1 protein-coding gene is annotated in these 218 nt (G+C 67.4%); it reads left to right on the forward strand.

What is annotated here, in order from left to right; all coding sequences use genetic code 11:
- A partial coding sequence (locus KPB06_RS34385; RefSeq protein WP_275920602.1) for a hypothetical protein occupies positions 1-218 on the forward strand: 218 nt, incomplete at both ends.

A 218-nucleotide genomic window follows, 5' to 3' on the forward strand; every position in this document is an offset into this window, starting at 1 on the left:
GATTGCCACCACCGATGCCACCCAGTGCGCCGGTTACCGTACCAACGACGCCACCAAGCCCACCGGTCGGATTACCGACACCACCCAAGGCGCCCGTCACCGTACCGATTGCGCCGCTTGCCGCGTTGCCCACCGTGCCGACAATGCCGCCGAGACCACCGGTCCCGCCACCGTCGACACCACCCAGTGCGCCAGTCAGCGTTCCGACTGCACCTGTT

It is taken from the genome of Burkholderia semiarida (genome assembly GCF_029268935.1).
In the GTDB taxonomy this organism is placed as follows: domain Bacteria; phylum Pseudomonadota; class Gammaproteobacteria; order Burkholderiales; family Burkholderiaceae; genus Burkholderia; species Burkholderia semiarida.